At 58.0% G+C, this 22,678-nt stretch carries 19 protein-coding genes and 2 tRNA genes; 20 read left to right on the forward strand and 1 reads right to left on the reverse strand.

The window, feature by feature from the left end:
* The first annotated feature begins 92 nt into the window (after positions 1-92).
* From grpE to ACM6IV_RS01365, 8 genes are all read left to right on the forward strand, one after another.
* On the forward strand, positions 93-659 hold the full coding sequence (gene grpE / locus ACM6IV_RS01330) for a nucleotide exchange factor GrpE (RefSeq protein WP_414868426.1): 567 nt from the start codon (positions 93-95) through the stop codon (positions 657-659).
* Between the two features lie 102 nt (positions 660-761).
* Positions 762-2,678, forward strand: coding sequence for a molecular chaperone DnaK (dnaK, locus tag ACM6IV_RS01335; RefSeq protein WP_414868427.1), 1,917 nt, complete (start codon positions 762-764; stop codon positions 2,676-2,678).
* 297 nt (positions 2,679-2,975) lie between these two features.
* The gene (gene dnaJ / locus ACM6IV_RS01340; protein WP_311996398.1) at positions 2,976-4,100 is read left to right on the forward strand and encodes a molecular chaperone DnaJ; all 1,125 of its coding nucleotides are present in this window, start codon (positions 2,976-2,978) and stop codon (positions 4,098-4,100) included.
* Between the two features lie 9 nt (positions 4,101-4,109).
* Positions 4,110-4,916, forward strand: a complete 807-nt coding sequence (gene dapB / locus ACM6IV_RS01345; protein ID WP_008088318.1) for a 4-hydroxy-tetrahydrodipicolinate reductase — start codon at positions 4,110-4,112, stop codon at positions 4,914-4,916.
* A 257-nt stretch (positions 4,917-5,173) separates the two neighbouring features.
* A complete protein-coding gene (carA, locus tag ACM6IV_RS01350) occupies positions 5,174-6,310 on the forward strand; it encodes a glutamine-hydrolyzing carbamoyl-phosphate synthase small subunit (protein WP_414868428.1) in 1,137 nt (378 codons plus the stop codon).
* A 125-nt stretch (positions 6,311-6,435) separates the two neighbouring features.
* Positions 6,436-9,657 (forward strand): carbamoyl-phosphate synthase large subunit, encoded by a 3,222-nt coding sequence (gene carB, locus ACM6IV_RS01355; protein ID WP_414868429.1) that lies wholly within the window; start codon positions 6,436-6,438, stop codon positions 9,655-9,657.
* On the forward strand, positions 9,654-10,130 hold the full coding sequence (greA, locus tag ACM6IV_RS01360) for a transcription elongation factor GreA (protein WP_122843107.1): 477 nt from the start codon (positions 9,654-9,656) through the stop codon (positions 10,128-10,130). The genes carB and greA overlap by 4 nt, the downstream gene beginning before the upstream one ends.
* A gap of 28 nt (positions 10,131-10,158) precedes the next feature.
* Positions 10,159-10,563 (forward strand): MFS transporter, encoded by a 405-nt coding sequence (locus tag ACM6IV_RS01365; protein ID WP_150749592.1) that lies wholly within the window; start codon positions 10,159-10,161, stop codon positions 10,561-10,563.
* A 9-nt stretch (positions 10,564-10,572) separates the two neighbouring features.
* On the opposite strand, the gene ACM6IV_RS01370 is transcribed toward ACM6IV_RS01365, so the two are convergent.
* Positions 10,573-10,881 (reverse strand): YhbY family RNA-binding protein, encoded by a 309-nt coding sequence (locus tag ACM6IV_RS01370; protein ID WP_008088326.1) that lies wholly within the window; start codon positions 10,879-10,881, stop codon positions 10,573-10,575.
* Between the two features lie 101 nt (positions 10,882-10,982).
* Between ACM6IV_RS01370 and rlmE the strand changes: the two genes are divergently transcribed.
* The 12 genes from rlmE to rbfA all read left to right on the forward strand — a co-directional run bounded on the left by rlmE (position 10,983) and on the right by rbfA (position 22,676).
* Positions 10,983-11,612 (forward strand): 23S rRNA (uridine(2552)-2'-O)-methyltransferase RlmE, encoded by a 630-nt coding sequence (rlmE, locus tag ACM6IV_RS01375; RefSeq protein ID WP_277760540.1) that lies wholly within the window; start codon positions 10,983-10,985, stop codon positions 11,610-11,612.
* A 202-nt stretch (positions 11,613-11,814) separates the two neighbouring features.
* On the forward strand, positions 11,815-13,722 hold the full coding sequence (ftsH, locus tag ACM6IV_RS01380; protein ID WP_016986501.1) for an ATP-dependent zinc metalloprotease FtsH: 1,908 nt from the start codon (positions 11,815-11,817) through the stop codon (positions 13,720-13,722).
* Between the two features lie 8 nt (positions 13,723-13,730).
* Positions 13,731-14,582 carry a dihydropteroate synthase gene (folP, locus tag ACM6IV_RS01385; RefSeq protein WP_414868430.1) on the forward strand — a complete coding sequence of 284 codons (852 nt, stop codon included), beginning with the start codon at positions 13,731-13,733 and terminating at the stop codon, positions 14,580-14,582.
* A gap of 16 nt (positions 14,583-14,598) precedes the next feature.
* Positions 14,599-15,936 (forward strand): phosphoglucosamine mutase, encoded by a 1,338-nt coding sequence (glmM, locus tag ACM6IV_RS01390; protein ID WP_414868431.1) that lies wholly within the window; start codon positions 14,599-14,601, stop codon positions 15,934-15,936.
* Positions 15,937-16,001: 65 nt separating this feature from the next.
* Positions 16,002-16,757 carry a triose-phosphate isomerase gene (gene tpiA, locus ACM6IV_RS01395; protein WP_103303202.1) on the forward strand — a complete coding sequence of 252 codons (756 nt, stop codon included), beginning with the start codon at positions 16,002-16,004 and terminating at the stop codon, positions 16,755-16,757.
* Positions 16,758-16,761: 4 nt separating this feature from the next.
* Positions 16,762-17,148, forward strand: coding sequence for a preprotein translocase subunit SecG (secG, locus tag ACM6IV_RS01400; RefSeq protein WP_027610782.1), 387 nt, complete (start codon positions 16,762-16,764; stop codon positions 17,146-17,148).
* Between the two features lie 21 nt (positions 17,149-17,169).
* Positions 17,170-17,255: transfer RNA gene (locus tag ACM6IV_RS01405), tRNA-Leu, on the forward strand.
* A 97-nt stretch (positions 17,256-17,352) separates the two neighbouring features.
* Positions 17,353-17,429: transfer RNA gene (locus tag ACM6IV_RS01410), tRNA-Met, on the forward strand.
* A gap of 139 nt (positions 17,430-17,568) precedes the next feature.
* Complete coding sequence (gene rimP, locus ACM6IV_RS01415) at positions 17,569-18,027, forward strand: ribosome maturation factor RimP (protein ID WP_007973115.1); 459 nt, start codon at positions 17,569-17,571, stop codon at positions 18,025-18,027.
* 47 nt (positions 18,028-18,074) lie between these two features.
* Positions 18,075-19,556, forward strand: coding sequence for a transcription termination factor NusA (gene nusA, locus ACM6IV_RS01420; RefSeq protein WP_003221546.1), 1,482 nt, complete (start codon positions 18,075-18,077; stop codon positions 19,554-19,556).
* A gap of 27 nt (positions 19,557-19,583) precedes the next feature.
* Entirely contained in the window at positions 19,584-22,115 is a 2,532-nt protein-coding gene (infB, locus tag ACM6IV_RS01425; RefSeq protein ID WP_414868432.1) for a translation initiation factor IF-2, read from the forward strand.
* A gap of 159 nt (positions 22,116-22,274) precedes the next feature.
* The gene (gene rbfA, locus ACM6IV_RS01430) at positions 22,275-22,676 is read left to right on the forward strand and encodes a 30S ribosome-binding factor RbfA (RefSeq protein WP_095049714.1); all 402 of its coding nucleotides are present in this window, start codon (positions 22,275-22,277) and stop codon (positions 22,674-22,676) included.
* The last annotated feature ends 2 nt before the right edge of the window (positions 22,677-22,678 follow it).

Consider the following 22,678-nt stretch of genomic DNA (forward strand, 5'->3'; position numbering starts at 1 on the left):
TTTTGCAGGCCCTTGAAGCCTGATTTTGCGGCCCCATATATCGGCACAGAAGCGCGAGTCAGGCTCGCGGACGAAATTGAAAGGAGAATTCTATGGCTGACGAACAGACAGTAGATACGCAAAACCCAGATGCCCCTCAGGCGCCGGAAGGTTCGAGTGATGACCTGGCGACCCGTGTGCAAGTGCTCGAAGAGCAATTGGCCGCAGCGCAAGATCAATCTCTGCGCGTAGCTGCCGATCTGCAGAACGTCCGCCGTCGTGCCGAACAGGACGTTGAAAAGGCGCACAAGTTTGCCCTGGAAAAATTCGCCGGCGACTTGCTGCCGATCGTCGATAGTCTGGAGCGCGGCCTTGAGCTGTCGAACCCGGACGACGAAAGCATCCGTCCGATGCGCGAAGGCATCGAGCTGACGCTGAAAATGTTCCACGACACCCTCAAGCGTTATCAGCTTGAAGCGATCGATCCACATGGCGAACCGTTCAACGCTGTTCACCATCAGGCGATGGCGATGCAGGAAAGCGCCGACGTAGAACCGAACAGTGTTCTGAAGGTGTTTCAGAAGGGCTACCAACTCAACGGTCGCCTTTTGCGTCCGGCCATGGTTGTGGTCAGCAAGGCGCCTGCGCCAATTTCGCCTTCGATTGACGAGAAGGCTTGAAATTAGTCGCAAGGCCCCCATTTAGAAGTCAAGCGTTTAAGTATTACCGCAGTTAGCCACCACTGCTGCGGCAAAAAAATCCAAAGTTTCGGGAGAGTGAACATGGGCAAAATTATCGGTATCGACCTGGGGACTACCAACTCCTGCGTCTCCGTGCTGGAAAACGGCAAAGCAAAAGTTATTGAAAACGCTGAAGGCGCGCGTACCACGCCGTCGATCATCGCTTACGCCAACGATGGCGAAATCCTGGTAGGTCAGTCGGCCAAGCGTCAGGCCGTGACCAACCCGCACAACACCCTGTACGCAGTAAAGCGTCTGATCGGTCGTCGTTTCGACGAAGAAGTTGTGCAGAAAGACATCCAGATGGTCCCTTACAAGATCGTCAAGGCTGACAACAATGACGCCTGGGTTGAAGTGAACGGCCAGAAAATGGCGCCGCCACAAATCTCGGCTGAAATCCTGAAGAAGATGAAGAAGACCGCCGAAGACTACCTCGGCGAGACCGTGACCGAAGCGGTGATCACCGTTCCGGCCTACTTCAACGACAGCCAGCGTCAGGCGACCAAAGACGCCGGCCGCATCGCGGGTCTGGACGTAAAACGTATCATCAACGAACCAACCGCAGCTGCACTGGCTTACGGTATGGACAAGGCCAAGGGCGATCACACCGTGATCGTTTATGACCTGGGTGGCGGTACTTTCGACGTTTCCGTGATCGAGATCGCTGAAGTTGATGGCGAGCACCAGTTCGAAGTACTGGCCACCAACGGTGACACGTTCCTCGGCGGTGAAGACTTCGACATTCGTCTGATCGACTACCTCGTTGACGAATTCAAGAAAGAAAGCGGCATGAACCTCAAGGGTGATCCGCTGGCCATGCAGCGCCTGAAAGAAGCCGCTGAGAAAGCCAAGATCGAGCTGTCGTCCGCTCAGTCGACCGACGTCAACCTGCCGTACATCACTGCCGACGCGACCGGTCCTAAGCACCTGAACGTGAAGATTTCGCGTGCCAAGCTCGAAGCACTGGTGGAAGACCTGGTTCAGCGCACCATCGAACCTTGCCGCATCGCCATGAAAGACGCGGGTATTGACGTTGGCGCGATCAACGACGTGATCCTGGTCGGTGGTCAGACCCGTATGCCGCTGGTACAGAAGCTGGTTACTGATTTCTTCGGTAAAGAAGCTCGCAAGGATGTTAACCCGGACGAAGCTGTGGCCATGGGTGCTGCGATTCAGGGTGCCGTTCTGGCCGGCGACGTGAAAGACGTTCTGCTGCTCGACGTCAGCCCGCTGACCCTGGGTATCGAAACCATGGGTGGCGTGATGACTGCGCTGATCGAGAAAAACACCACGATTCCTACCAAGAAATCGCAAGTGTTCTCGACTGCCGACGACAACCAGGGCGCTGTGACCATTCACGTTCTGCAGGGTGAGCGCAAGCAAGCCGCACAGAACAAGTCCCTGGGCAAGTTCGACCTGGCCGACATTCCACCAGCTCCACGTGGCGTACCGCAGATCGAAGTGACCTTCGACATCGACGCTAACGGCATCCTGCACGTTGGTGCGAAAGACAAGGCGACCGGCAAGACCCAGTCGATCGTGATCAAGGCCAACTCCGGTCTGTCCGACGAAGAAATCGAGCGCATGGTGCGTGACGCCGAAGCCAACGCTGAGGAAGACCGCAAGTTCGAAGAGCTGGCCGCTGCCCGTAACCAGGGTGACGCACTGGTTCACTCGACTCGCAAGATGGTCGCTGACGCGGGCGACAAGGTCACCGCCGAAGAGAAGACCGCAATCGAAGCTGCTGTGGTTGCTCTGGAAGCCGCTGTCAAAGGCGACGACAAGGCTGCTATCGAAGCCAAGGTTGAAGAGCTGTCGAAAGTCTCCGCTCCGGTTGCTCAGAAGATGTATGCCGAACAGGCTCAGCCAGCTGATGGCGCAGCCCCGCAAGGCGAATCGGCCGAGAAGGCTGACGACGTTGTCGATGCAGAGTTCGAAGAAGTCAAAGACCACAAGTAAGTTGTTGGTCGCCCGGTTGACTGCCTTGCGGCGGTGACTGGTAGGATGTCGCCGCGCGGGAGCTTGCTCCCGCGTTGGCGTATCTGGAATACGTGAATTTTTACAGCATGCGACAAGCTTCGCGTGTTGCTGGTATGGCCGGGAATGCTCCTGCTTTCCGTGCCGCAAGTACCGCAAGAAACAAAGACCAGGATCGTTGAATTGACGTGAGTTGGGTCCGGGCCTGTATTGGGGCTCAACGAGTTTGGCGATCCTCAGGAGGGGTTTGCCGGACGTCCTCAAGAGTGCAAAGAACTTATGGCAAAGCGTGACTATTACGAAGTATTGGGTGTTGAGCGCGGCTCAAGCGAAGCGGACCTGAAAAAGGCCTACCGTCGCCTGGCGATGAAGCACCACCCGGACCGTAATCCCGGTGACAAAGCGTCGGAAGACATGTTCAAAGAGGCCAATGAGGCCTACGAAGTGCTGTCCGATTCCAGCAAGCGCGCAGCGTACGACCAGTACGGCCACGCCGGTGTCGACCCGAGCATGGGCGGCGGCGGTGCCGGTTTCGGTGGGCAGAACTTCTCGGACATCTTTGGCGATGTCTTCAGTGATTTCTTCGGTGGCGGTCGCGGTGGTTCCCGTGGCGGCGCTCAGCGTGGCAGCGACTTGCGCTACACCCTGGAGCTGAATCTGGAAGAAGCGGTGCGCGGCACGACCGTGAATATCCGCGTTCCGACACTGGTCAACTGCAAGCCGTGCGATGGTTCCGGCGCGAAGAAAGGCTCGTCGCCATCGACGTGCCCGACTTGCGGCGGCATCGGTCAGGTGCGCATGCAGCAGGGCTTCTTCTCGGTGCAGCAAACCTGCCCGCGTTGCCATGGCCAGGGCAAGATCATTTCCGATCCGTGCGATTCCTGCCACGGTGACGGCCGTGTTGAAGAATACAAAACCCTGTCGGTCAAAGTGCCGGCCGGCGTCGATACCGGCGACCGCATTCGGCTCTCCGGCGAAGGCGAAGCGGGTACGCAGGGCGGCCCGACGGGCGACCTATATGTCGTCATCAACGTGCGCGAGCACGACATCTTTCAGCGCGATGGCAAGCATCTGTTCTGCGAAGTGCCGATCAGCTTCGTTGATGCAGCCTTGGGCGGCGAGCTGGAAATTCCGACCCTCGACGGTCGCGTCAAACTGAAAATCCCTGAAGGCACCCAGACTGGCAAGCAGTTCCGTGTACGCGGCAAAGGCGTGGCGCCGGTGCGTGGCGGTGGCGCGGGCGATTTGATGTGCCGCGTTGCGGTGGAAACGCCGGTGAATCTGAACCGTCGTCAGCGCGAACTGCTGGAAGAATTCCGCAGCTCGCTGGCCGACGACAACAGCCATTCGCCGAAAACCACCGGTTGGTTTGACGGTGTGAAGCGCTTCTTCGGCGATCTGTAAGGAGTCGGCATGCGACGTATAGCTGTGATGGGCGCTGCTGGGCGCATGGGTAAGATTCTGGTCGAGGCCGTGCAGCAGCGCGCGCCGCTGACCGGTTTGACCGCCGCGGTGGTTCGTCCTGGCAGCACGCTGATCGGCGTCGATGCCGGTGAGCTGGCCTCGCTGGGTCGTATCGGCGTGCCGCTGTCCGGGCATATCGAGGCGGTCGCTGAAGAATTCGATGTGCTGATCGACTTCACCCTGCCGGAGGTGATGCTGAAAAACCTCGCGTTCTGCCGCAAGGCAGGCAAGGCCATGGTTATCGGCACCACCGGGCTGGACGCTGCGCAGAAGCAATTGCTGGTTGAGGCGGGCAAGGACATTCCTATCGTGTTCGCGGCCAACTTCAGTGTCGGCGTCAATCTGTCGCTGAAGCTGCTGGACATGGCGGCGCGCGTGCTGGGTGATGAGGCGGATATCGAAATCATCGAAGCGCATCACCGGCACAAGATCGATGCGCCGTCGGGTACCGCGTTGCGCATGGGCGAAGTGATTGCCAGTGCGCTGGATCGTGATCTGCAGAAAGTGGCGGTCTACGGTCGTGAAGGTCATACCGGCGCCCGCGAGCGTGAAACCATCGGTTTTGCAACCGTGCGCGGCGGTGATGTCGTGGGTGATCACACCGTGCTGTTTGCCTGCGAAGGTGAGCGTCTGGAGATTACGCACAAGGCGTCGAGTCGCATGACGTTCGCCAAGGGCGCGGTGCGTGCGGCGTTGTGGCTGGACGGTCGCGAGCCGGGTCTGTACGACATGCAAGACGTGCTCGACCTGCGTTGATTCATTGCTGAACCCGGCGCAAACCCCCTGTTTGCGCTGGTTTTTCTCCGCTCGGCGACGACCTGTCGCATTCTCCGGCCTTTTAGGCTCTTTAGCGGTGGACCAAAAAAGCCTTTTTCTGTAAGCTACAGCTTTAGTGTGTCCACTAAAAGCGCGCAGAATAATTCAGTGAAGAAGCGGGGTGACGTGTCCATACGTCACTCCGCTTTTTTACAACCTGCGATCGCCCTTTCATGCGTTATTTACGGGAGGTCTTCTTGACTAAGCCAGCCATACTTGCCCTTGCTGATGGCAGCATTTTTCGCGGCGAAGCCATTGGAGCCGACGGTCAAACCGTTGGTGAGGTGGTGTTCAACACCGCAATGACCGGCTATCAGGAAATCCTTACCGATCCTTCCTACGCCCAACAGATCGTTACCCTGACTTACCCGCACATCGGCAACACCGGCACCACGCCGGAAGACGCCGAGTCCGACCGCGTCTGGTCCGCTGGTCTGGTCATCCGTGATCTGCCGCTGGTAGCGAGCAACTGGCGTAACACGATGTCCCTGTCCGATTACCTGAAAGCCAACAACGTCGTGGCCATCGCCGGTATCGACACCCGTCGCCTGACCCGCATTCTGCGTGAAAAAGGCGCACAGAACGGCTGCATCATGGCCGGCGACAACATCTCCGAAGAAGCGGCAATCGCCGCTGCGCAAGGCTTCCCGGGCCTGAAGGGCATGGATCTGGCGAAAGTCGTCAGCACCAAGACTCAATATGAATGGCGCTCGACTGTCTGGGATCTGAAGACCGACAGCCACGCGACCATCGACGCTTCCGAGCTGCCGTACCACGTAGTTGCCTACGACTACGGCGTCAAGGTCAACATCCTGCGCATGCTGGTCGAGCGCGGCTGCCGCGTCACCGTGGTACCTGCCCAGACGCCTGCCGCTGATGTACTGGCGCTGAAGCCGGACGGCGTGTTCCTGTCCAACGGCCCTGGTGATCCGGAGCCATGCGACTACGCAATCACGGCGATCAAGGAAGTCTTGGAAACCGACATTCCGGTATTCGGCATCTGCCTCGGTCACCAGTTGCTGGCGTTGGCCTCCGGCGCCAAGACCCTGAAAATGGGCCACGGCCACCACGGTGCCAACCACCCGGTGCAGGATCTGGACACTGGCGTGGTGATGATCACCAGCCAGAACCACGGCTTCGCGGTAGACGAAGAAACCCTGCCAGCCAACGTGCGTGCGATCCACAAATCGCTGTTCGACGGCACCCTGCAAGGCATCGAGCGCACCGACAAGAGCGCGTTCAGCTTCCAGGGTCACCCTGAAGCGAGTCCGGGCCCGAACGATGTCGCGCCACTGTTCGACCGCTTCATCAACGAGATGGCCAAGCGACGCTAAGCGTTCGCCTTGAGACTGTAGAGAGAAGCCCTCGAGGGCGGCCCCGATACCGGCGGCCCCTTCGAGACTTCAGAAATCGATCAAGACGGCTTGCCGACTGACCTGCGGATTTGAGTGACAAACCCATGCCAAAACGTACAGACATTAAAAGCATCCTGATTCTCGGCGCTGGCCCGATCGTGATCGGCCAGGCCTGCGAATTCGACTACTCCGGCGCCCAGGCCTGTAAAGCCCTGCGCGAAGAGGGTTACCGCGTCATCCTGGTGAACTCCAACCCGGCCACCATCATGACCGACCCGGACATGGCCGACGCTACCTACATCGAGCCGATCAAGTGGCAGACCGTTGCCAAGATCATCGAAAAAGAGCGTCCGGATGCCGTGTTGCCAACCATGGGCGGCCAGACCGCTCTGAACTGCGCCCTGGACCTGGAGCGCGAAGGCGTTCTGGAGAAGTTCGGCGTAGAAATGATCGGCGCCAACGCCGACACCATCGACAAGGCTGAAGACCGTTCGCGTTTCGACAAGGCGATGAAATCCATCGGCCTGGCGTGCCCGCGCTCCGGTATCGCCCACAGCATGGAAGAAGCCAACGCGGTTCTCGAAACCCTCGGTTTCCCGTGCATCATTCGTCCGTCCTTCACCATGGGCGGCACCGGTGGCGGTATCGCGTACAACCGTGAAGAGTTCGAAGAAATCTGCGCCCGTGGTCTGGACCTGTCGCCGACCAAAGAGCTGCTGATCGACGAATCGCTGATCGGCTGGAAAGAGTATGAAATGGAAGTTGTCCGCGACAAAAAGGACAACTGCATCATCGTCTGCTCGATCGAAAACTTCGACCCGATGGGCGTGCACACCGGTGACTCGATCACCGTGGCTCCTGCGCAAACCCTGACTGACAAGGAATACCAGATCCTGCGTAACGCCTCGCTGGCGGTATTGCGCGAGATCGGCGTCGAGACGGGCGGTTCCAACGTGCAATTCGGTATCTGCCCGAACACTGGCCGCATGGTCGTGATCGAAATGAACCCGCGTGTATCGCGTTCCTCGGCGCTGGCTTCGAAAGCCACCGGTTTCCCGATCGCCAAAGTCGCCGCCAAGCTGGCTGTGGGTTACACCCTCGACGAACTGTCGAACGACATCACCGGCGGCAAAACCCCGGCGTCCTTCGAGCCGTCGATCGACTACGTTGTGACCAAGCTGCCACGCTTCGCCTTCGAGAAGTTCGCCAAGGCCGACGCACGCCTGACCACGCAAATGAAGTCGGTCGGTGAAGTCATGGCCATCGGCCGGACCTTCCAGGAATCCCTGCAGAAAGCCCTGCGCGGTCTGGAAGTGGGCGTTTGCGGTCTGGACGAGAAGCTCGACCTGAGCAACCCGGAAAGCATGAGCGTGCTCAAGCGCGAGCTGACGGTGCCGGGCGCCGAGCGTATCTGGTACGTGGCGGACGCTTTCCGTGCCGGCATGACCGTCGAAGAAATCTTCGAAATGAACATGATCGACCCGTGGTTCCTGGTGCAGATCGAAGATCTGATCAAGGACGAAGAGAAGGTCAAGACCCTCGGTCTGTCCGCGATCGACCGCGACCTGATGTTCAAGCTCAAGCGCAAGGGCTTCTCCGATCAGCGTCTGGCCAAGCTGCTGGGCGTGACCGAGAAAAACCTGCGTACGCACCGTCAAAAGCTGGAGGTGTTCCCGGTCTACAAGCGCGTTGACACTTGCGCCGCCGAGTTCGCCACCGACACCGCTTACCTCTACTCGACGTACGAGGAAGAGTGCGAAGCCGCGCCGTCGGGTCGCGACAAGATCATGATTCTGGGTGGCGGTCCGAACCGTATCGGCCAGGGCATCGAGTTTGACTACTGCTGCGTTCACGCTGCCCTCGCTCTGCGCGAAGACGGCTACGAAACCATCATGGTCAACTGCAACCCGGAAACCGTTTCCACCGACTACGACACTTCCGACCGTCTGTACTTCGAGCCGGTGACCCTGGAAGACGTGCTGGAAATCTGCCGCGTCGAGAAGCCGAAAGGTGTGATCGTCCAGTACGGCGGCCAGACTCCGTTGAAACTGGCTCGTGCCCTGGAAGCTGCTGGCGTGCCAATCATCGGCACCAGCCCTGATGCGATCGACCGTGCTGAAGACCGTGAGCGCTTCCAGCAAATGGTTGAGCGTCTGAACCTGCGTCAGCCGCCAAACGCCACCGTGCGCAGCGAAGACGAAGCGGTTCGTGCTGCCGCGAAAATCGGTTATCCGCTGGTGGTGCGTCCGTCCTATGTACTGGGCGGCCGCGCGATGGAAATCGTTTACAAGGAAGACGAGCTCAAGCGCTACCTGCGTGACGCAGTGCAAGTGTCCAACGACAGCCCGGTGCTGCTCGACCACTTCCTCAACTGCGCCATTGAAATGGACGTGGATGCGGTCTGCGACGGCAAAGACGTGGTGATCGGCGCGATCATGCAGCACATCGAGCAGGCGGGCGTTCACTCTGGTGACTCCGCGTGCTCGCTGCCGCCTTACTCGCTGCCAGCGCACATCCAGGACGAGATGCGCGAACAGGTCAAGAAAATGGCCCTGGAGCTGGGCGTTGTCGGCCTGATGAACGTGCAGTTGGCGCTGCAAGGCGAAGACATCTACGTCATCGAAGTCAATCCGCGCGCTTCCCGTACCGTGCCGTTCGTGTCCAAGTGTATCGGTGTCTCCCTGGCCATGATCGCTGCCCGCGTGATGGCCGGTAAGACTCTGAAAGAAATCGGCTTCACCAAAGAAATCATCCCGAACTTCTACAGTGTGAAAGAGGCGGTATTCCCGTTCGCGAAATTCCCGGGCGTAGACCCGATTCTCGGCCCAGAGATGAAGTCGACCGGTGAAGTGATGGGCGTGGGCGACACCTTCGGTGAAGCATTTGCCAAAGCCCAGATGGGTGCCAGCGAAGTGCTGCCGACCGGCGGTACCGCATTCATCAGTGTGCGCGATGACGACAAGCCACTGGTTGCAGGCGTAGCCCGTGATCTGATCAACTTGGGCTTCGAAGTGGTCGCCACTGCCGGGACTGCCAAGCTGATCGAAGCGGCAGGCCTGAAAGTGCGCCGTGTGAACAAGGTGACCGAGGGGCGTCCGCACGTGGTCGACATGATCAAGAATGACGAAGTCACCCTGATCATCAACACCACCGAAGGTCGTCAGTCGATCGCTGATTCCTACTCCATTCGTCGTAATGCCTTGCAGCACAAGATTTACTGCACCACCACCATTGCTGCTGGCGAAGCTATCTGTGAAGCGCTGAAGTTCGGTCCCGAGAAGACCGTGCGCCGCTTGCAGGATCTACACGCAGGATTGAAGGCATGATCAAATACCCAATGACCGTCCAGGGCGCCAAAGCCCTGGAAGAGGAACACGCTCACCTGACCAAGGTCGTCCGTCCTAAGCTCAGCCAGGATATCGGTACGGCCCGCGAGTTGGGCGACTTGAAAGAAAACGCTGAATACCATGCCGCCCGCGAACAGCAAGGCATGGTCGAGGCGCGGATTCGTGACATCGAAGGCCGGATTCAGAATCAGGTCATCATCGATGTCACGACCATCCCGCACACCGGCAAAGTGATTTTCGGGACCACCGTCGAAATCGCCAACGTCGAGACTGACGAAAGCGTCACTTACCACATCGTGGGTGAGGATGAGGCTGACTTCAAACTCGGCAAGATTTCGGTCGGCTCGCCTTTGGCCCGTGCCTTGATTGGCAAGGAAGAGGGCGATGTGGTCGCCGTGAAAACGCCAGGCGGCGTGATCGAGTACGAGATTGTCGAAGTCCGTCACATCTGAAAAAGGGCGCCCTCTGCATGCGGGCGCCATGCTTTGGCAACTGACCCAGATGCTTTGGGTTGGCGGTCTATGGCTGATTCATCTCGGTTTGCAGCCGGCGTTGGGCAAGATTGGCCTGGCACCGCTGCTGATCGATGAGGTGGCCAGTGCATTCGAAGTGCTGGTGGTGGGTTTCGCCGCCGCCTGCGTGATATTTCAGGCTTTGGTGCTGGTACAGGCCGAGGGCCTTGCCAGTCTATGGCGGGATTTTCGCGGGCAGGTGCTGCTGATGGCGTTGTATGCGTGTGCGATGTATGTCGCAGTGCGTGTCGGCTGGCCGGATGCGCAGCGCTGGCAGGTGTTCAGTTATCTGGTTCTGGGGTTTTCCGGGCTGGTGCTGGTGATGCAGCCCGTGCCGGGATGGAGTGGCAGGGTGCGCGAAGCACACCCTTGACCCTTGTCATCACTTGAAGCGATGAACGTTCGACAGCTGCTTGTTGACGCTGAAGTTCTTGCGATAAACCAGTGCCATCTTGCCGATGACCTGTACCAGGTCTGCTTTGCCAGCCTTGCACAGCTCTGCGATGTGCGCCAGGCGTGACTCGCGATCGAGGATGTTGAGCTTGATCTTGATCAGCTCGTGATCCGCCAGTGCGCGTTCGAGTTCGGCTAAAACACCCTCGGTCAAACCGTTGTCCGCCACCGTCAAAACGGGTTTCAGGTGGTGGCCAATGGATTTGTACTGTTTCTTCTGCTCTGGAGTGAGCGGCATAATCTGACCCTTTCGTCTGGATTCTGTAAAATGGCGGCCATTTTACCCGAGGGCTCGTGGATCCGCCCAATTAATCACGACCCTTATCATCGAGGTGCCCAATGGCGCGTTCCAAGACAAGCCTTGGTTGGCTGAAACGACATGTCAACGATCCTTATGTGAAGCAAGCGCAGAAGGATGGCTACCGCTCGCGTGCGAGCTACAAGCTTCTGGAGATCCAGGAGAAATACAAACTGATCCGTCCTGGCATGAGCGTTGTCGACCTGGGCGCCGCGCCCGGCGGCTGGTCGCAGGTCACTAGCCGCCTGATCGGTGGTCAGGGGCGTCTGATCGCTTCGGATATCCTGGAGATGGACAGCATTCCGGACGTGACTTTCATTCAGGGTGATTTCACCGAGGATGAAGTGCTCGGAAGGATTCTCGAAGCCGTGGGTAATTCACAGGTGGACCTTGTGATTTCCGATATGGCCCCCAATATGAGTGGTACGCCTGAAGTAGATATGCCAAAAGCCATGTTTCTTTGCGAGTTGGCACTTGATCTGGCGGAGCGGATACTCAAGCCGGGTGGAAATTTCGTGATCAAGATTTTTCAGGGCGAAGGGTTTGATGTTTACCTGAAGGATGCTCGTCGGAAATTCGACAAGATCCAGATGATCAAGCCAGACTCGTCCCGTGGCAGCTCCCGTGAGCAGTACATGCTGGCTTGGGGTTACCGCGGCCGTAGTGAGTAAAACGAGGTTTTTGGGTGGGGCGATAGGTTTTTCGTATTTCGCCCCGCGTGCATAAGCGAATATTGTGTAGAAAGTGTTTCACAAAGGGTTACAGACGGCGCCTGCCAGAGTCGTAGGTAATGTAGTAAGTTAGGCCGGTGAATATCATGCGAAGCGCGCGCCAGTAGCGGAGCTTGCTTCAGAGGGTAGTTAATTGAACGATATGGCAAAGAATCTGATCCTGTGGTTGATCATCGCGGCTGTCCTGGTGACGGTGATGAACAACTTCTCCAGCCCTAACGAGCCGCAGACCCTCAACTATTCCGACTTCATCCAGCAGGTCAAGGATGGCAAGGTCGAGCGCGTAGCCGTTGATGGTTATGTGATTACCGGCAAGCGCAACGATGGCGACAGCTTCAAGACCATTCGTCCGGCAATCCAGGACAATGGCCTGATCGGCGACCTGGTCGACAACCACGTTGTGGTTGAAGGCAAGCAGCCTGAGCAGCAAAGTATCTGGACCCAGTTGCTGGTAGCCAGCTTCCCGATTCTGGTGATCATCGCGGTGTTCATGTTCTTCATGCGCCAGATGCAGGGCGGCGCCGGTGGCAAGGGCGGGCCGATGAGCTTTGGCAAGAGCAAGGCGCGCCTGCTCTCCGAAGATCAGGTGAAGACCACTCTGGCTGACGTTGCCGGTTGCGACGAAGCCAAAGAAGAAGTCGGCGAACTCGTTGAGTTCCTGCGTGATCCGGGCAAGTTCCAGCGTCTGGGCGGGCGCATTCCGCGTGGCGTGTTGATGGTCGGTCCTCCGGGTACCGGTAAAACCTTGTTGGCCAAGGCGATTGCCGGCGAAGCCAAGGTGCCGTTCTTCACCATTTCCGGTTCTGACTTCGTCGAGATGTTCGTCGGTGTCGGTGCCAGCCGTGTTCGCGATATGTTCGAACAGGCCAAGAAGCACGCTCCTTGCATTATCTTCATCGACGAAATCGACGCTGTTGGTCGCCATCGTGGCGCCGGCATGGGTGGCGGTCACGATGAACGTGAGCAAACCCTCAACCAGTTGCTGGTTGAGATGGACGGCTTCGAAATGAACGATGGCATCATTGTTATCGCTGCAACCAACCGTCCAGACGTCCTTGACCCTGCGCTGCTGCGTCCGGGCCGTTTCGACCGGCAGGTTGTGGTCGGTCTGCCGGATATCCGTGGTCGCGAGCAGATCCTCAAGGTTCACATGCGCAAGGTGCCAATGGGTGACGACGTCGCTCCGGCCGTGATTGCGCGTGGTACTCCGGGCTTCTCCGGTGCTGACCTGGCCAACCTGGTCAACGAAGCGTCGCTGTTCGCTGCTCGTAGCGGCAAGCGCATCGTCGAGATGAAAGAGTTCGAACTGGCGAAAGACAAGATCATGATGGGTGCCGAGCGCAAATCCATGGTCATGTCCGAGAAAGAAAAACAGAACACTGCTTATCACGAAGCTGGCCACGCCATTGTGGGTCGCGTAGTGCCTGAGCATGATCCGGTCTACAAGGTGTCGATCATTCCGCGCGGTCGTGCACTGGGTGTGACAATGTTCCTGCCGGAAGAAGATCGCTACAGCCTGTCCAAGCGTGCACTGATCAGTCAGATCTGCTCGTTGTACGGTGGTCGTATCGCGGAAGAAATGACCTTGGGCTTCGACGGTGTAACAACCGGTGCTTCCAACGACATCATGCGTGCGAGTCAGATTGCGCGAAACATGGTCACCAAGTGGGGGCTGTCGGAAAAACTCGGTCCATTGATGTACGCCGAAGAAGAAGGTGAAGTGTTCCTCGGTCGTGGCGGTGGTGGTCAGGCTGCCAGCTTCTCCGGTGAGACAGCCAAGCTGATCGACTCCGAAGTGCGCAGCATCATCGACCAGTGCTACGGCACCGCCAAGCAAATCCTCACGGACAACCGTGACAAGCTCGATGCCATGGCTGACGCGCTTATGAAGTACGAAACGATCGACGCTGAACAAATCGACGACATCATGGCGGGTCGTACACCGCGTGAGCCTCGTGACTGGTCGGGTGGCACTGGTACGCCACCACCGCCGGTGGTTCGTGACGAGCGTCCGGAAACACCGATTGGCGGTCCGGCTGCTGACGTTTAAGGTTTGAAATGACTTCTGTACAGTCCCTGACCCGGTTGCCTTGCGGCAACCGGGTTCTTGATTTAGCCCAGACGCATGTCATGGGTATTCTCAATGTAACCCCTGATTCTTTCTCCGACGGCGGCCGATACAGCCAGCTCGACGCGGCCCTGCGCCACGCCGCAGCAATGGTTGCGGCGGGTGCGACGCTGATTGATGTTGGTGGCGAATCCACCCGTCCCGGGGCGCGAGCAGTCTCTCCACTTGAAGAGCTCGAGCGTGTGGCGCCGATTGTTGAGCTGATCAATCGCGAACTTGATGTGATCATCTCGGTGGATACCTCTACGCCAGCCGTCATGCGCGAAACTGCGCGGTTGGGTGCCGGGCTGATCAACGATGTGCGGTCACTGCAGCGCGATGGTGCGCTGGATGCGGCGGCGGCTACCGGTTTGCCGGTGTGCCTCATGCATATGCTCGGTGAGCCCGGAGACATGCAGGACAATCCGCATTATCAGGACGTTACGCGCGAAGTTGGTGATTTTCTGGCTGAGCGCATCGCGCAATGTGCAGCGGCGGGTATTCCGGCGGAACGGATCATTCTCGACCCGGGTTTCGGTTTCGCCAAAACCCTTCAGCACAATCTAAGCTTGTTCAAGCACATGGAAGCCCTGCATGCGTTGGGCAGGCCCTTGCTTGTGGGGGTTTCTCGAAAGAGCATGATCGGGCTGGCCTTGAATCGTCCTGTCGGTGAGCGGCTGCATGGTGGCTTGGCACTGGCTGCGCTGGCGTCGGTGAAAGGTGCGCGTATATTGCGCGTCCATGATGTAGCGGAAACGGTAGACGTGGTCCGTATGATTGCGGCCGTGGAATCAGCCGAATAAGAATGATGGAGCACTTATGAGCAAGAAATACTTTGGTACTGACGGCATTCGTGGTCGAGTCGGTGAATACCCGATTACTCCTGACTTCATGCTCAAGCTCGGCTGGGCTGCCGGAATGGCATTCCGCAAGATGGGCGCGTGCAAGGTGCTGGTCGGCAAGGACACGCGGATTTCCGGTTATATGTTCGAGTCGGCACTTGAGGCCGGTCTGACATCGGCGGGGGCTGATGTGATGCTGCTGGGCCCTATGCCGACGCCGGCCATCGCCTATCTGTCGCGTACGTTTCAGGCTGAGGCCGGTATCGTGATCAGTGCTTCGCACAATCCGCATGACGATAACGGCATCAAGTTCTTCTCCGGTAAAGGCACCAAGTTGCCGGACGAGTTGGAGTTGATGATCGAAGAGCTGCTCGATACCCCGATGGCTGTGGTCGAGTCGAGCAAGATCGGCAAGGTCTCGCGAATCAACGATGCATCGGGTCGCTACATCGAATTCTGCAAGAGCAGTGTGCCAACGGGCACCAGTTTTTCCGGCCTCAAGATCGTCATCGACTGTGCGCATGGTGCGACCTATAAGGTGGCTCCGAGCGTCTTCCGCGAGTTGGGGGCGGAAGTCGTTGTCCTGTCAGCACAGCCAAACGGTTTGAATATCAATGAAAACTGCGGCTCGACCCATATGGATCAGCTGCAGGCTGCGGTATTGGCTGAGCATGCCGATCTAGGTATTGCTTTCGATGGTGATGGCGATCGCGTTTTGATGGTTGATCACACGGGTGTCATCGTCGACGGTGACGAATTGTTGTTCATCATTGCCCGTGATCTGCATGAGCGGGGCAAGCTGCAGGGCGGTGTCGTTGGTACGCTGATGAGTAACCTGGGGCTGGAGTTGGCCCTGGCGGATCTTTCGATTCCGTTTATTCGTGCCAATGTAGGTGATCGCTATGTGATCGCTGAGCTGCTTGAGCGCAATTGGCAGGTTGGCGGCGAAAATTCCGGACACATCGTTTGCTTCAATCACACTACGACCGGTGATGCGATCATTGCGGCCTTGCAGGTGTTGATGGCGCTGAAGTCTCGCAATGAAGGTTTGGCGCAAACGCGTCAGGCATTGCGCAAGTGCCCTCAAGTACTGATCAATGTGCGTTTCGGCGGTGGCGAAAGTCCGCTGGAGCATCCTGCTGTCAAGGAGGCCAGCGCGCGCGTCACCCAGGCAATGGCGGGGCGTGGTCGGGTGTTGTTGCGCAAGTCCGGTACAGAGCCGTTGGTGCGTGTAATGGTCGAAGGCGAGGACGAAACCCAGGTTCGCAGCTATGCCGAAGAACTGGCAAAACTGGTAACTGAAGTTTCTGCCTGATACGGCTTGCAAGCCATGATTGTGTTGGGTAACATCTGCGCCCACTTTGACCGACGAGGTACAGCATGCGTCGCCCTATGGTAGCTGGTAACTGGAAGATGCACGGTACCCGCGCCAGCGTCGCTGAGCTGATCAACGGCCTTCGTCATCTGGCCTTGCCAAGCGGTGTTGATGTCGCGGTATTCCCGCCTTGCTTGTATATCAATCAAGTGATTGATGGCTTGAAAGGCAAGTCGATCTCGGTCGGCGCGCAGAATTCTGCGGTGGAGTCCATGCAAGGTGCATTGACCGGTGAAATTGCACCGAGTCAGTTGGTGGATGCAGGTTGTTCCCTGGTGCTTGTCGGGCACTCCGAACGCCGCCAGATAATGGGCGAGCGAGACGGGATGCTGAATCGCAAGTTCGCAGCGGCACAGGCATGTGGCTTGATTCCGGTGTTGTGTGTGGGGGAAACCCTTGAGCAGCGTGAAGCCGGGAAAACTCTTGAGGTTGTCGGGCGTCAGCTGGGCAGCATCATCGAGGAGCTGGGTGTAGGTGCCTTTGCCAAGGCAGTCATCGCTTACGAGCCTGTCTGGGCCATTGGTACCGGACTGACTGCAACGCCGCAACAGGCTCAGGATGTGCATAAAGCCATTCGCGAGCAGTTGGCGGCAGAGAATTCTGAAGTCGCACGAGGTGTGCGGCTTCTATACGGCGGCAGCGTGAAGGCGGCCAATGCGGTCGAACTGTTCGGCATGCCGGATATCGATGGGGGGCTCATTGGTGGAGCTTCCCTGAATGCAGATGAGTTCGGTGCGATTTGTCGCGCCGCGGGAAACTGAAAAAATGCTGGAAACAGTCGTAGTCGTTTTTCATCTGCTGGGTGCATTGGGCGTAGTTGCTCTGGTTTTGCTGCAGCAGGGTAAGGGTGCGGACGCTGGCGCGTCTTTCGGAGCAGGTGCTTCAAATACTGTGTTCGGAAGCCAAGGTTCCTCTACCTTTCTTAGTAAGTTTACTGCTATACTTGCCGCCGGTTTCTTCATAACCAGCTTGGGGTTAGGATACTTTGCTAAAGAGAAGGCTCATCAGCTGACTCAAGCAGGTTTGCCAGATCCAGCAGTGTTGGAAGTACCTAAGCAACAACAACCGGCTTCTGATGATGTCCCGGTGCTTCAAGAGCAAAAGTCGGCTACTCCAGCGACTGACGTACCTCCAGCTCAAGAGCAGAAGTAAGAAGGGTTTCAACGTAGTTTTGCCGAGGTGGTGGAATTGGTAGACACGCAACCTTGAGGTGGTTGTGCCCATAGGGTGTAGGGGTTCGAGTCCCCTTCTCGGTACCAATTAGTCAGGAGAGCCCGCTGTTGCGGGCTTTCTTGCAGGTGGAAGGTTACATTGACCCTATAAGGGATCGGTCGTATACTTCCGCCCCAGCTTTGTCGCGGGGTGGAGCAGTCTGGTAGCTCGTCGGGCTCATAACCCGAAGGTCGTCGGTTCAAATCCGGCCCCCGCAACCAGTTTAAGGAGCCCCTTTTAAGGGGCTTTTTATTAGCTGGATACTTTCAACGCCGCTGTTCGACGGCGTTTCAAGGATGGGCGTTTAGCCCATTTTTTTATTTTGCAAAGCATGCACATATCATGCACTAGGGGGTTCAGGTGTCGAGCAAGCTAGAAGAGTTGCAGGCCTTGCTGGCCCCGGTGGTCGTGGCCCTGGGCTATGAATGCTGGGGTATCGAGTTCTCGGCTCAGGGTCGTCACTCGATGTTGCGCGTTTATATCGATAAAGAGGGCGGCGTGCTGGTGGACGATTGCGCCATTGTCAGCCGTCAGATCAGCGGCGTACTGGATGTTGAAGATCCGATTTCCGTTGAATACACCCTCGAAGTTTCCTCGCCTGGCATGGAGCGCCCGCTGTTCACTCTTGAGCAGTTTGCAAAGTTTGCCGGTGAACAAGTGAAGATCAAGCTGCGCTCGCCTTTTGAAGGGCGACGCAACTTTCAGGGCCTTCTGCGCGGTGTAGAAGAACAGGATGTCGTGGTGCAGGTTGAAGACCATGAGTTCCTGTTGCCGATCGATATGATCGACAAGGCCAACATTATTCCCAGTTTTGACTGAGACGCGGATCCCGCGGATCCAATGGCTTGCGAAAGGCGAGGCGTACGATGAGCAAAGAAGTACTGCTGGTTGTTGAGTCGGTATCCAATGAAAAGGGCGTACCGGCAAGCGTAATTTTTGAAGCGCTGGAGCTGGCTCTGGCCACTGCTACCAAAAAGCGTTTTGAAGACGAAGTAGACCTGCGTGTGGAAATTAACCGTCACACCGGTTCTTACGAAACTTTCCGTCGCTGGACGGTCGTTGAAGAGAATGATCTCGACGATCCGGCCATCGAAACCTGGCCAAGCAAGGTTGCCGAAACGCATCCAGGTGCCAAGGTTGGCGACGTCGTCGAAGAAAAGATCGAATCCATCGAGTTCGGCCGCATCGCTGCACAGACTGCCAAGCAGGTCATTGTGCAGAAAGTCCGCGAAGCCGAGCGCGCTCAAGTGGTCGACGCCTATCGCGAGCGCCTGGGAGAAATCATCTCCGGCACCGTGAAAAAAGTCACCCGCGACAATGTGATCGTCGATCTGGGTAACAACGCTGAAGCGTTGCTGGCCCGTGAAGACATCATTTCTCGCGAAACTTTCCGTGTCGGCGTGCGTTTGCGTGCGCTGCTCAAGGAAATCCGCACCGAGAACCGCGGCCCGCAGCTGATCCTGTCGCGTACCGCGCCGGAAATGCTGATCGAGCTGTTCCGCATCGAAGTGCCGGAAATTGCCGAAGGCCTGATCGAAGTAATGGCAGCGTCCCGTGATCCGGGTTCGCGCGCCAAGATCGCCGTCCGCTCCAAGGACAAACGCATCGACCCGCAGGGCGCTTGCATCGGTATGCGCGGTTCGCGCGTCCAGGCAGTGTCGGGCGAGTTGGGCGGTGAGCGTGTTGATATCGTTCTGTGGGACGACAACCCGGCTCAGTTCGTGATCAACGCCATGTCCCCGGCTGAGGTTGCGGCAATTATCGTTGACGAAGATGCCCACGCCATGGACATCGCCGTTGGCGCAGACAATCTGGCTCAGGCCATCGGTCGCGGTGGTCAGAACGTGCGTCTGGCCAGCCAGTTGACTGGCTGGACCCTGAACGTGATGACCGAATCGGACATCCAGGCTAAGCAGCAAGCAGAAACCGGCGACATCCTGCGCAACTTCATCGACGAGCTGGAAGTCGACGAAGAGCTGGCTCAGGTGCTGGTAGATGAAGGCTTCACCAGCCTGGAAGAGATTGCCTACGTACCGTTGGAAGAAATGCTCAACATCGACGGCTTTGACGAAGACATCGTCAACGAGCTTCGCGCTCGTGCCAAGGATCGTTTGTTGACCAAAGCCATCGCTACTGAGGAAAAGCTGGCAGACGCCCATCCGGCCGAAGACCTGCTCTCGCTTGAGGGTATGGACAAGGATTTGGCGATGGAACTGGCGGTGCGCGGCGTAATTACCCGCGAAGACCTGGCCGAGCAGTCTATTGACGACCTGCTCGACATCGACGGCATTGACGATGATCGTGCCGGCAAGTTGATCATGGCCGCCCGAGCCCACTGGTTCGAGTAATTAGGCGCGGCCTGAGGAGAGAAGTGCATGACGCAAGTCACGGTGAAACAACTGGCCGATGAGGTCAAAACACCGGTAGAGCGCCTGTTGCAGCAGATGCGTGAGGCAGGTCTGCCGCACACCGCCGCCGAAGAAAATGTGACTGACAGTGAGAAGCAGTCCCTGCTGACTCACTTGAAAAGCAGCCACAAGGCGAAAGTGGAAGAACCACGCAAGATCACGCTGCAGCGTAAAACCACCAGCACCCTGCGTGTGGCTGGTAGCAAAAGCATCAGCGTAGAAGTTCGCAAAAAGAAAGTTTTCGTACAGCGTAGCCCGGAAGAAATCGAAGCCGAACGCAAGCGTGAACTGGATGAGCGCCGCGCAGTAGAAAATGCTGCTCGTCAGAAGGCTGAAGAAGAAGCCAAGCAGCGCGCCGAAGAAGAAGCGCGCCGCCAGCCTGCTGCTGCGCAGACCGCTACCAGCGACGCCGTCGCGGCGCCGGCAGCAGCTGCCGAACCTGTTCGCGAAAGCGCGCCGGTGGTTGCTGCTGCTCCAGCTCCGTCTGCTGAAGTTCGCAACAAGCAGAACGAACAGCGCCGTCCTGACAAACCACGTGCCGACGACAACAATCGTCGTAGCGGTGGTGGTGATGGTGAGCGCAAAAACGCTCCGCATCGCGCATCGGTCAAAGAAAAAGCGCCGGCTCCACGTGTGGCGCCACGCACTACCGACGAAGAAAGCGATGGCTTCCGTCGCGGTGGTCGCGGCAAGGCCAAGCTGAAGAAGCGCAACGCCCACGGTTTCCAGAGCCCTACCGGCCCTGTCGTGCGTGATGTGCAGATCGGCGAGACCATCACTGTTGGCGATCTCGCCAATCAGATGTCGGTCAAGGCTGCGGAAATCATCAAGTTCATGTTCAAACTGGGTACTCCAGCGACCATCAACCAGGTGCTTGATCAGGAAACTGCTCAGCTGGTAGCCGAAGAACTGGGCCACAAAGTGACCCTGGTCAGCGACACCGCTCTGGAAGATTCCCTGGCCGAGTCCCTGAAGTTTGAAGGTGAGTCGTTCTCCCGTGCGCCAGTCGTGACCGTAATGGGCCACGTTGACCACGGTAAGACTTCCCTGCTCGACTACATCCGTCGTGCCAAGGTAGCTGCCGGCGAAGCCGGTGGTATCACCCAGCACATCGGTGCGTACCACGTTGAAACCGAACGCGGCATGGTCACTTTCCTCGATACCCCGGGTCACGCCGCGTTTACCGCAATGCGTGCCCGTGGTGCCAAGGCGACCGATATCGTGATCCTCGTGGTTGCGGCGGACGACGGCGTGATGCCACAAACCATCGAAGCCGTTCAGCATGCTCAGGCAGCTGGCGTTCCTCTGGTGGTTGCAGTGAACAAAATCGACAAGCCGGGCGCCGATCTCGATCGCATCCGTAGCGAACTGTCGGTTCACGGCGTGACCTCCGAAGATTGGGGCGGTGATACGCCGTTCGTACCGGTGTCGGCGAAAGTCGGTACTGGCGTGGACGAGCTGCTTGAAGCCGTTCTGCTGCAAGCTGAAGTTCTCGAACTGAAAGCGACTCCATCGGCTCCTGGCCGTGGTGTTGTGGTTGAATCGCGTCTCGACAAAGGTCGTGGCCCGGTGGCAACCGTTCTGGTTCAAGACGGTACCCTGCGCCAAGGCGACATGGTCCTGGTCGGTTCGAACTATGGCCGCGTGCGTGCCATGCTCGACGAGAACGGCAAGCCAATCAAGGAAGCCGGTCCTTCCATCCCTGTCGAGATCCTCGGCCTGGACGGTACCCCGGACGCTGGCGACGAGATGAGCGTGGTGGCTGACGAGAAGAAAGCCCGTGAAGTGGCTCTGTTCCGTCAAGGCAAGTTCCGCGAAGTCAAACTGGCTCGCGCTCATGCCGGCAAGCTGGAAAACATCTTCGAAAACATGGGCCAGGCCGAGAAGAAGACGCTCAACATCGTCCTCAAATCCGACGTCCGTGGTTCGCTGGAAGCGTTGAACGGTGCCTTGAATGGCCTGGGCAACGACGAAGTACAAGTGCGTGTAGTGGGCGGCGGTGTCGGTGGTATCACCGAGTCCGACGCTAACCTGGCACTGGCTTCCAACGCTGTACTGTTCGGCTTCAACGTGCGTGCCGATGCCGGCGCTCGCAAGATCGTCGAGCAGGAAGGTCTGGACATGCGTTACTACAACGTGATCTACGACATCATCGAAGACGTCAAGAAAGCCCTGACCGGCATGCTCGGCAGCGATGTTCGCGAGAACATCCTGGGTGTGGCCGAAGTGCGTGACGTGTTCCGTTCGCCGAAGTTTGGCGCGATCGCAGGCTGCATGGTGATCGAAGGTGTTGTGCACCGTAACCGTCCGATCCGTGTACTGCGTGAAGACATCGTTATCTTCGAAGGCGAGCTGGAATCCCTGCGTCGCTTCAAGGATGACGCTTCCGAAGTACGTGCCGGCATGGAATGCGGTATCGGCGTGAAGAGCTACAACGACGTCAAAGTCGGCGACAAGATCGAAGTCTTCGAGAAAGTTCAGGTTGCTCGCAGCCTCTGACTCGCGCACTTCAAGGGCCACGCCGAGCCGCCGCATGCAGATGCGCGCCACGGCGTCAGGACTCTAAACGCAACGCCCGGTCTGGCTTTTGTCAGGCCGGGCGTTTGCCGCTTTCAGACCTTGCGGGTTTCACCGCTGGGCAGTAACAGGTAACAAATCATGGCAAAAGAATACAGCCGTACCCAACGTATCGGCGATCAGATGCAGCGTGAGCTGGCCCAACTGATCCGTCGTGAAGTCAAAGATCCACGTGTTGGCCTGGTCACCATTACCGCTGTGGAAGTGTCCCGTGACGTCGGTCACGCGAAGATCTTCATCACCGTGATGGGGCAAGACAACGCTGAAGACATCGCGCAAAGCATCAAGGTGCTCAACGCCGCCGCAGGTTTCCTGCGTATGCAGCTGGCCCGGGAAATGAAGCTGCGCAGCGTGCCGCAATTGCATTTCCACTACGACGAATCCGTCGTGCGTGGTGCGCACCTGTCGGCCCTGATCGAGCGCGCCGTGGCTGAAGACAATCAGCACCTGGACGTTGCTGCCCCTGAAGACACCAAGGAGTAATC

The organism is Pseudomonas sp. IT-347P (assembly GCF_949768005.1).
Lineage (GTDB): Bacteria > Pseudomonadota > Gammaproteobacteria > Pseudomonadales > Pseudomonadaceae > Aquipseudomonas.

Coding starts and splice junctions, on each gene's coding strand:
- carB (WP_414868429.1), top strand. CDS start 6,436: ATGCCAAAACGTACAGACATTAAAAGCATCCTGATTCTCGGCGCTGGC.
- ACM6IV_RS01370 (WP_008088326.1), bottom strand. CDS start 10,881: ATGCCGCTCACTCCAGAGCAGAAGAAACAGTACAAATCCATTGGCCAC.
- dapB (WP_008088318.1), top strand. CDS start 4,110: ATGCGACGTATAGCTGTGATGGGCGCTGCTGGGCGCATGGGTAAGATT.
- dnaK (WP_414868427.1), top strand. CDS start 762: ATGGGCAAAATTATCGGTATCGACCTGGGGACTACCAACTCCTGCGTC.
- grpE (WP_414868426.1), top strand. CDS start 93: ATGGCTGACGAACAGACAGTAGATACGCAAAACCCAGATGCCCCTCAG.
- infB (WP_414868432.1), top strand. CDS start 19,584: ATGACGCAAGTCACGGTGAAACAACTGGCCGATGAGGTCAAAACACCG.
- rbfA (WP_095049714.1), top strand. CDS start 22,275: ATGGCAAAAGAATACAGCCGTACCCAACGTATCGGCGATCAGATGCAG.
- ACM6IV_RS01365 (WP_150749592.1), top strand. CDS start 10,159: ATGCTTTGGCAACTGACCCAGATGCTTTGGGTTGGCGGTCTATGGCTG.
- glmM (WP_414868431.1), top strand. CDS start 14,599: ATGAGCAAGAAATACTTTGGTACTGACGGCATTCGTGGTCGAGTCGGT.
- secG (WP_027610782.1), top strand. CDS start 16,762: ATGCTGGAAACAGTCGTAGTCGTTTTTCATCTGCTGGGTGCATTGGGC.
- greA (WP_122843107.1), top strand. CDS start 9,654: ATGATCAAATACCCAATGACCGTCCAGGGCGCCAAAGCCCTGGAAGAG.
- dnaJ (WP_311996398.1), top strand. CDS start 2,976: ATGGCAAAGCGTGACTATTACGAAGTATTGGGTGTTGAGCGCGGCTCA.
- ftsH (WP_016986501.1), top strand. CDS start 11,815: ATGGCAAAGAATCTGATCCTGTGGTTGATCATCGCGGCTGTCCTGGTG.
- tpiA (WP_103303202.1), top strand. CDS start 16,002: ATGCGTCGCCCTATGGTAGCTGGTAACTGGAAGATGCACGGTACCCGC.
- rlmE (WP_277760540.1), top strand. CDS start 10,983: ATGGCGCGTTCCAAGACAAGCCTTGGTTGGCTGAAACGACATGTCAAC.
- nusA (WP_003221546.1), top strand. CDS start 18,075: ATGAGCAAAGAAGTACTGCTGGTTGTTGAGTCGGTATCCAATGAAAAG.
- folP (WP_414868430.1), top strand. CDS start 13,731: ATGACTTCTGTACAGTCCCTGACCCGGTTGCCTTGCGGCAACCGGGTT.